General features: G+C 58.0%; 5 protein-coding genes and 2 pseudogenes. All 7 read right to left on the bottom strand.

Annotated elements, in window-relative coordinates; genetic code table 11:
- Window positions 1-369 (bottom strand): cyclic nucleotide-binding domain-containing protein (locus tag ACGYK9_RS18865; RefSeq protein WP_394415157.1); only part of this gene is annotated, 369 nt, incomplete at its 3' end.
- A gap of 438 nt (window positions 370-807) precedes the next feature.
- A pseudogene (locus ACGYK9_RS18870) lies at window positions 808-2,058 on the bottom strand (IS256 family transposase); the annotation flags it as partial.
- 65 nt (window positions 2,059-2,123) lie between these two features.
- Window positions 2,124-2,834, bottom strand: a pseudogene (locus tag ACGYK9_RS18875) (IS6 family transposase).
- A gap of 151 nt (window positions 2,835-2,985) precedes the next feature.
- Window positions 2,986-3,678, bottom strand: coding sequence for an HAD family hydrolase (locus ACGYK9_RS18880; protein WP_394415160.1), 693 nt, complete (start codon window positions 3,676-3,678; stop codon window positions 2,986-2,988).
- A gap of 12 nt (window positions 3,679-3,690) precedes the next feature.
- Window positions 3,691-5,355 (bottom strand): ABC transporter permease subunit, encoded by a 1,665-nt coding sequence (locus ACGYK9_RS18885; protein ID WP_394415163.1) that lies wholly within the window; start codon window positions 5,353-5,355, stop codon window positions 3,691-3,693.
- An 11-nt stretch (window positions 5,356-5,366) separates the two neighbouring features.
- Window positions 5,367-6,407: an ABC transporter ATP-binding protein gene (locus tag ACGYK9_RS18890; RefSeq protein WP_394415166.1), complete on the bottom strand. Its 1,041-nt coding sequence runs from the start codon at window positions 6,405-6,407 to the stop codon at window positions 5,367-5,369.
- Between the two features lie 97 nt (window positions 6,408-6,504).
- On the bottom strand, window positions 6,505-7,356 hold the full coding sequence (locus tag ACGYK9_RS18895) for an ABC transporter substrate-binding protein (protein WP_394415169.1): 852 nt from the start codon (window positions 7,354-7,356) through the stop codon (window positions 6,505-6,507).
- Window positions 7,357-7,493 lie beyond the last annotated feature (137 nt).

A 7,493-nucleotide genomic window follows, 5' to 3' on the forward strand; every position in this document is an offset into this window, starting at 1 on the left:
ACTCGCCATCATGTTCGAAGAACGCTTTCCCATGGCGTAACTAAAGGCGTCAGGGCACAAAATTACGCACACTCCCCCAGGCTTCCCAACAAAATCAGATGGTAGCAGCATACCCACCATTTGTACGCGTCCATCTGAAAGAGATCGCGTGAGACACGCAGAACCTTTCACGACAGAACCAACAAAAGGCAAGCTACCTCCCTCTATTGCGATAGTCTCACCTGCACCCCATTTCTGGTAGCGCTTGATTCGACCGATACGCAGTAGCTCGTCATCGTCGATTTCAGCGCAGATCCCATCATGACGGGCTGGGCAGGTCTGACAAGTGAGGGGAAAATCTTCGTGAATGCTTATAGCATGAGCCGTCATTCTTTTTCTGCCCGCATGAGCCCCCATAAATTTTGAATAAAATCAATAGATAGAACCGAGCCAATGCTATCTGAGTATATAAGTGATAGCAATGAACCCACAGCCCGCTTGGCACGCGTTCATCATTGGCAAAGGGGATGTCCGCAAACCGTGTAGGTCGCCCAACCACTGCTTCAGGTGATGTCGTCGATCCGCTCGCGATCCTGGGGCATGAGGTCCAGCGAAGCGGATATCCTGTTGTGCTAGGCCGCTCCGCGGCCGATCGCGTCCTCGTATGCCTCCACAAGTTCGCCAGGCCTTTCCTCGCTCAGAACTTCGATGAGCAGATCGGCCTGCGCTCGATCTTTCGTAAACCTCCGCCGAGGGCCGTCTGGCTGCTGAGCTGTGAGATCGTTTATCGAGTGTCCTTATGGACGCACACGAAGACACCCCCCGCATTCAAGGATAGTGTCCCAAGGAATGGTGTAACTTTGTTCTTCGGCCATGGCTTGGCCACAGTTGCAGGGCGGCGATTGTCGCCGGGTCCATAGGGGTAGTGTCGCAAATGGCGGCGACGGTTTCCAGTGTCATGTAGCGCCGCGTGATTGCCCACTCATCATTTTGCTCCAGCATCAGGGCTCCGACCAGTCGTGTGACTGCGGCCTCGTTTGGAAAGATGCCGACAACGTTGGTCCGCCGCTTGATCTCCTTGTTGAGGCGTTCAAGCGGGTTGGTGCTGTGGATTTTGACCCAGTGCTCGCGAGGGAAGCTCTTGTAGGCCAGCACGTCATCCTCCGCACGGCGCATTAAATCCGCGAGCTTAGGATGGCGCGGATCAAACGCGTCGATCAGCTTGGCCCAGTGCTCCTTTGATGCGGCCAGCGTGTCTTGGTCGAAGGCGGTTCTGAGCGCCGCCGTGACGATTGGCTTGTCCTTCTTTCCGACGCAAGCAAGTGCGTTGCGCATGAAGTGGACGCGGCAGCGCTGGACGGTCGCACCGAGCACCTTTGCCGCGGCGGCCTTCAGCCCCTTATGATCGTCGGCGATGATCAGGCGGATGCCGCGCAGCCCGCGATCGGCCAGAGAGCGCAGAAATTCGTCCCAGGAGACCTCGGCTTCACTGGGCTGGACAGCGATGCCCAGAACCTCGCGGCGTCCATCCATGTTGACCGCCACTGCCACTATGGCAGCGACGCTGACGATCCGACCGCCACGGCGGACCTTGATGTAAGTCGCGTCAAGCCAGAGATAGGGCCAATCGCCTTCCAGCGGGCGGTTCAGGAATGCATCGACGCGTTCATCAATCTCGCCGCAGAGCCGCGAGACTTGGCTCTTCGATACGCCAGTCATTCCCATGGCCTTGACTAGATCATCCACGGAGCGCGTCGACAGGCCCTGAACATAGGCCTCTTGAATGACAGCCGTCATGGCTTTCTCGGCCGCCCGGCGGGGCTCAAGGAACTCAGGCAGGTAGCTGCCCTTGCGCAGCTTCGGGATCTTCACGTCGACCCTTCCCGCACGCGTTTCCCAAGCTCGGGACCGGTATCCGTTGCGATGGTTCATGCGGTCGCTGCTTCGCTCGTGCGCACTGGCACCGCAGAGCTGGTCGACATCCAGCGCCATGAGGCGGTCGGCGACGAACCCGAGCATCTCGGCAAGCAGGTTGCTGTCAGATGTCTCTGACAAAAGCGCACGCAACGCGGCGGTATCTGATAGACTGTTCTGGGATTGCCAACTTGTTTTCGCCTATTTGAGAGGGGCGAGACCTCTGCCTGTCAGGCGGTCATTTCGGCAGCATAGCCTCTCCAGAGGTCGAAAGCATCGGTCCTGGCGTGGCGGTATGAGATGGCGGAGAGTTGATAGCGTCGTGGGCGAAAAACGATGTTGATCTGATCATGTGTTGCCAGAAATCTCTGTGCCTGTCGGGGCGATTTGAACCGCCCCATCAACTTCTCGCGTTTTCGTGTTGGCCTGTGTGATCCTTAGATCCGGTTGTTCAATCCCTTGTGCGCGCGATGATCTGCGCCCGGTGCCAGGTCTCGGACCGGCTTGAAATAGCTGCGCAACTTATCCGTGATGACGACACGGGGGGCACCGAACCGGTCGATCAGCCTTGCCAGAAAACGGCTTGCAGCCTTGGCGTTGCGCTGTGGCTGAACGAGAATATCAAGCACGTCGCCGTTCGCGTCGACCGCCCGCCAGAGCCAGTATTTTCTGCCGTTGATTGGGATGACGACCTCATCCAGGTGCCATTTGTCGACCGCGGCCGGTCTGTCGCGCCTGATGCAATCGGCAAAGTGGCGCCCAAAGCGTTTCACCCATTTCCGGATCGTTTCCCGGCTGACCATCACACCCCGTTCGGCAAGAAGATCCTCGACATCCGCCGTGCTGAGCGCGAAGCGATGGTAGACCCAGACGGCATATGCAACGATCTCACGAGGGAAACGGTAGCCTTTCAGGCGCTGCATCGAGGATGGTATATTCATACCTACCGCCTAACCAAGCGCCGCACCGCAAACAAGTTGGCAATCCCATGCCGGCTCATCACATACTCGTCGGCTTGGAGCTACGATGTCTTTGACGTTCCGACGGTTAATGCAACGGCCCCTATCAGAGCGCCCGGCATCTAAATGAACTTTATAGAAAACGACCAAGATGGCTGATATCTGGTAGGATGTCCGTAGCCATCGGGGAGAGATCTTGCTCAGTTCCAGTACCGCTTAGGACGCCAATTACCCGACCCGCGCCGCTGTCACGTCCGAGTTGCAGATCTTGGATATTGTCCCCCACCATCGCCACTTCATGTGGTGCCAGACCCAGCTCGCCGGCAAAGGCCAACAAAGCTGCGGGGTCCGGCTTGTGCCCGTGGCCGGAGTCGTATCCGGCTATGAAGACGAAATTTTCAGCCAGCCCGGCGTGATCCAAAAACACCTTAATCGCCGCTACGCTATCGCTGCTGGCGACCCCCATGACGTAGCCCTGCGCCGAAAGCGATCTGATCACCTCAGCGCCCCCAAGGATCGGCACGGCATTTTGCATAGCGGCTGTAAATATCTCGTCGATACAGGCAACCAAGGCATCGCGGCTCCAGCCCACCCCATGCGCGATCCAAGCCTCAGCAATCTCGGCAGAATTGCCCGCCGCGAAAAGCCCTCCGGCTTCGGCGCGGCCGGTCTCAGGATCGGCGTCGGCTAATATGAGCAACTTTCTGGCCAGATCGGCATCGCCCCGCGCCGCTGTGGTCGCGGCCTTGAGGTTCACCTCGGTCCAGGTGGCGTGGTAATCCAGCAAAGTACCGTCCTTATCAAAAAGGATCGCCTTGATCGTCATGAGTGCATCGCCTTATCGAATGAGAGTAACGCCGCGCGCCCCGGCAGCCCAAAGCACCGCGCGCACGAGCAGCAGCATCAAGATCACAATGCCCATGATGCAGACAGAAAAGGCCGCCGCTTGGTTGGTCGCGCCGCGGTCGGCCAATTGCAGGACCGAAACCGCAGCAACCTGCGTTTGGGGGGTGATGAGGAAGATCACCGCCGACAGCGACACCATCGCGCGCATAAAGAAGAACACGCCAACACCGAGCAACGTGGGCCAAAGCAACGGCAAGGTCACCTTGAACAAAGTGCGGAACGCGCTGCCACCCAGCATGGTTGAGGCTTCGTCAAAGGTGCTGCTGATCTGTTTGAGACTGGTGGCGGTGATCAGGTAGCCCTGCGCATGGTTGTAGTAGATATAGAGCAGGATAATCAGCGGGAAGGTCCCGTACAGGAAGTTCAGCGGGTTCGAAAGACTGTTGAACGCCAGCACATAGCCCAGCCCCAGTACCATGCCGGGGATCGAGGCTGGCAAGGTCGCGAGGAAGGAGATCGGCACGCTGAGCGGCGTGCGGAATTTGAGCGTCACAATCGACGCCGCAAAGACCGCGATCACCCCGAAAAACGCAGTCGCCATGGCCACGCCGATCGAGTTCCACAAAGGCGCCGTGCCGTTTTGCACGTCAAAGCGGTAATGCTGCAATGTGAAGCTCATATTATAGGGCCAGAGTTTGACCAGACTGGCAAAGACCACGATCAACGGGACCGACAGAAAGACCACGACAATCAGCCCCGCATAGGTGCCAAACATCCAATCCCGCTTGCGGTTCGGGCGGATTTGAAGTGCGACCGATTTGTCGGTCACCTGAGAGTGCTGCTTCTTGGAAATCCGCTCGACGATCAGCTTGGAGAGGGCGGCCGGAACCAGCAGGATAACCCCGATCACCGCGCCAAGGTGAAACTGGGCCTGCCCGATTACCTTGCTGTAAATCTCCGTCGCCAGAACATCAAAGTTGCCTCCGATCACGATGGCATTGCCGAAATCGGTGATCGAGAGGGAGAAGGCGACGAAAAGCGCCGCGGCAATCCCGAACTTGGTGGAGGTCAGCGTCACCGTGCGAAATATCTTGAAAGGCCGCGCGCCCATCACGATGGCCCCTTCATAAAGCCGAGCATCCGCGACGGCGAGCGCCGCGGAGAGGATCAGGAAGGCATAGGGGAAAGTATAAAGCGTATTGGCAATCGCGACGCCCCAGAAACCGTAGATTTCAATATCGAAGCCTAAAAACCGGTTAAAGATCCCGTTGCGTCCCAGGAGAAAGATCAGCCCCTGCGCCTGGATCAAGGAGGGCGCAAACAGCGGTAGCATAACCACCATGCGCAGCGCGGATTTCCAGACAACGTTCGTGCGTTGCAGCGCATAGGCGTAAAAATAGGCAAGCGTCACCGCGCAAATGGCGGAGAGCCCTGAGACGGTGAGGCTGTTGATCACAAGCTCCCATATGCGTGGATCGCTCAGTGCCGCAACATAGTTGCCAAGCCCAAACCCGGCGCCCGTGTCAAAGCTCCGCCATAGGATGGCAATGACCGGGACGACGAAAAACACTGCCAATGCCAGAATGACGAGGACCGAGAGGCTGAGCGAGATCGTGGTGTCGCCCATCTTCGGCAAACGGCGACGCGGGGGGGCCATAACATCAGCCATTAGCGCAGCACCAAAAGCGCATCAGCCGGGAAATTGGCCAGAAGTTGGTCGCCCGGCACAGGTGTCTGAGCCAACCCGTTCATTTCCACCTGAAGCAGTTGATCCGGCGCGTCATTCGGGCGCAGTTCGACATGCTGAAGATTGCCCATGAAACGGGTGTTCGTCACCGTGCAGGCCAAGCTGTTTTCGGCCCCTGTCGGATGGTCGCTCAGGGTGATGGCCTCAGGCCGCAGACCGAGCGTCGTGGCCCCATTGAGCGGCCCTTCGATGCGCAGTTCTTGCGTTCCGAACTGCGCTGTGCCTTCTGCATTGGCACTGATGTCGAGCAAGTTGATCGCGCCGATAAAATCCGCCACGAAACGGGTCTGCGGATGCGCATAAAGATCACGCGGCGCGCCTACCTGTTCGATCTGCCCATCGCGCAGGACGACGATCTGATCGGCCATCTCAAGCGCTTCGTTCTGGTCATGGGTGACCATGATTGTGGTGATGCCGAATTTCTGCTGGATGCTGCGGATTTCACTGCGCAGCTCGGCGCGGACTTTTGCGTCGAGTGCAGAGAGCGGTTCATCCAGCAGCAAAAGGGAAGGTTCTGGCGCTAGCGCTCGCGCAATGGCGATACGCTGCTGTTGCCCGCCCGACATCTGTTCGGGCAGTTTGTCGGCCTGATCGCGCAGATAGACAAGGTCAAGCATCTCCTCCGCCCGCGCCCGGCGCCGTCCCCGGCTCCAGCCGCGACACTCAAGCCCATATTGCACATTGCGCCGGGCGGTCAGGTTCGGAAAAAGCGAATAGGATTGGAACACAACGCCAAAGTTGCGCTCAGACGGTGGCGTGTCTGACAGGTCATCCTCACCCAGAAGAATCTGGCCTTCCTCTGCAGTCTCCAACCCAGCGATGACCCGCAGCAGGGTGGTTTTCCCGCAGCCCGAAGGGCCAAGAAAACAAGTCAGGCTGCCCGCGGGAATGGTCAGCGACAGATCGCTCAACGCGGTGACATGGCCATATCGTTTGGTAATACTCTTAACGTCGAGATCCATGGATCGCCTTTTGGTCTATAAGAAAATAACGCCCCCGACCTTGGATCGGTCAGGGGCGGTCTCGGCCCGAAGAGTTCTTAGGCCGAGGGCAAAGCCATCAGTTCTCGTAGCGCTTCTGCCATTCTTCGATAATCGCCGTGCGGTCGTCAGCAGCCGCTTTGAAATCCGTGGGGTGCAAAACGTCAGAAGTGTCTTCCGGCAAGCCCGCATCAAGGAATTGCTGTGGCTTCTCACCCCCCGGCATGGTCACGATCGCTTTCCATTTGCCATAGGCGGTGGCCGCTTCGGGGGTGATCGTCCAATCGAGGAACCGCTTCGCGTCTTCCTTGTTGTCCGAGCTTGCGACCAGCGCGTTGGCCTCCAACTCGTTACCGGACCCTTCGGAAGGGATCACCATCGTGATGGGGTAGCCTTCGGCGATGTTCTTGATCGCACGCATGTCATAGGATGCGCCGACGATATATTCGCCCGCCGATGCTGCGTGACAGGGCTTGGAGCCGGATTTGATATATTGCGCGACATTCTCATCGAGATCGTCCAAAAGCGCCCAACCATCTTCTTCGCCCATCATCTGAAGGATCGAACTAATCTGAATATAGCCGGTGCCAGAGGACGCTGGGTTCGGCATAACCACTTCACCCTTGAAGGCGGGATCGGTCAGATCGGCCCAAGAGGTCGGCATCTCAAGACCCTTGTCCTTCAGACGTTCATTATTCACGCAAAAGGCCGCCATATAGCCGGTTACAGCGAACCATTTGTCGTCTGCCGATTTAAAGGCCGCCGGGATGCCTTCGATACCTTTTGGCACATAGGGCTCAAGGGTCTTTTCGATCTCTGGGTTCACGATGGTCGAAGCGGCAAAACCCCAGATCACGTCATGCTGTGGGTTGCCCTGCTCTGCAATGATCCGCGCGGCCAGATCGCCCGTCGACAGGCGCAGCATGGGCATCGTCAACTTATCGGATCTTGCTGAAAAGGAGCCACACCGCCCTTGTCAAGCGGCCATCAACACACATGTGATGTCGTCCCAAATGCTGTGAGCATCTGAGCGAGATTGTCGATAGGCAGGGGCGGACAGTTTGTGGC

Origin of the sequence: Sulfitobacter sp. 1A15258, assembly GCF_043557045.1 — a bacterium.
GTDB lineage: Bacteria > Pseudomonadota > Alphaproteobacteria > Rhodobacterales > Rhodobacteraceae > Sulfitobacter > Sulfitobacter faviae.

What these genes read in the sequence shown, in the direction of transcription:
- ACGYK9_RS18885 (WP_394415163.1), bottom strand. Translation starts at nt 5,355, where the DNA reads ATGGCCCCCCCGCGTCGCCGTTTGCCGAAGATGGGCGACACCACGATC.
- ACGYK9_RS18890 (WP_394415166.1), bottom strand. Translation starts at nt 6,407, where the DNA reads ATGGATCTCGACGTTAAGAGTATTACCAAACGATATGGCCATGTCACC.
- ACGYK9_RS18880 (WP_394415160.1), bottom strand. Translation starts at nt 3,678, where the DNA reads ATGACGATCAAGGCGATCCTTTTTGATAAGGACGGTACTTTGCTGGAT.
- ACGYK9_RS18895 (WP_394415169.1), bottom strand. Translation starts at nt 7,356, where the DNA reads ATGCCCATGCTGCGCCTGTCGACGGGCGATCTGGCCGCGCGGATCATT.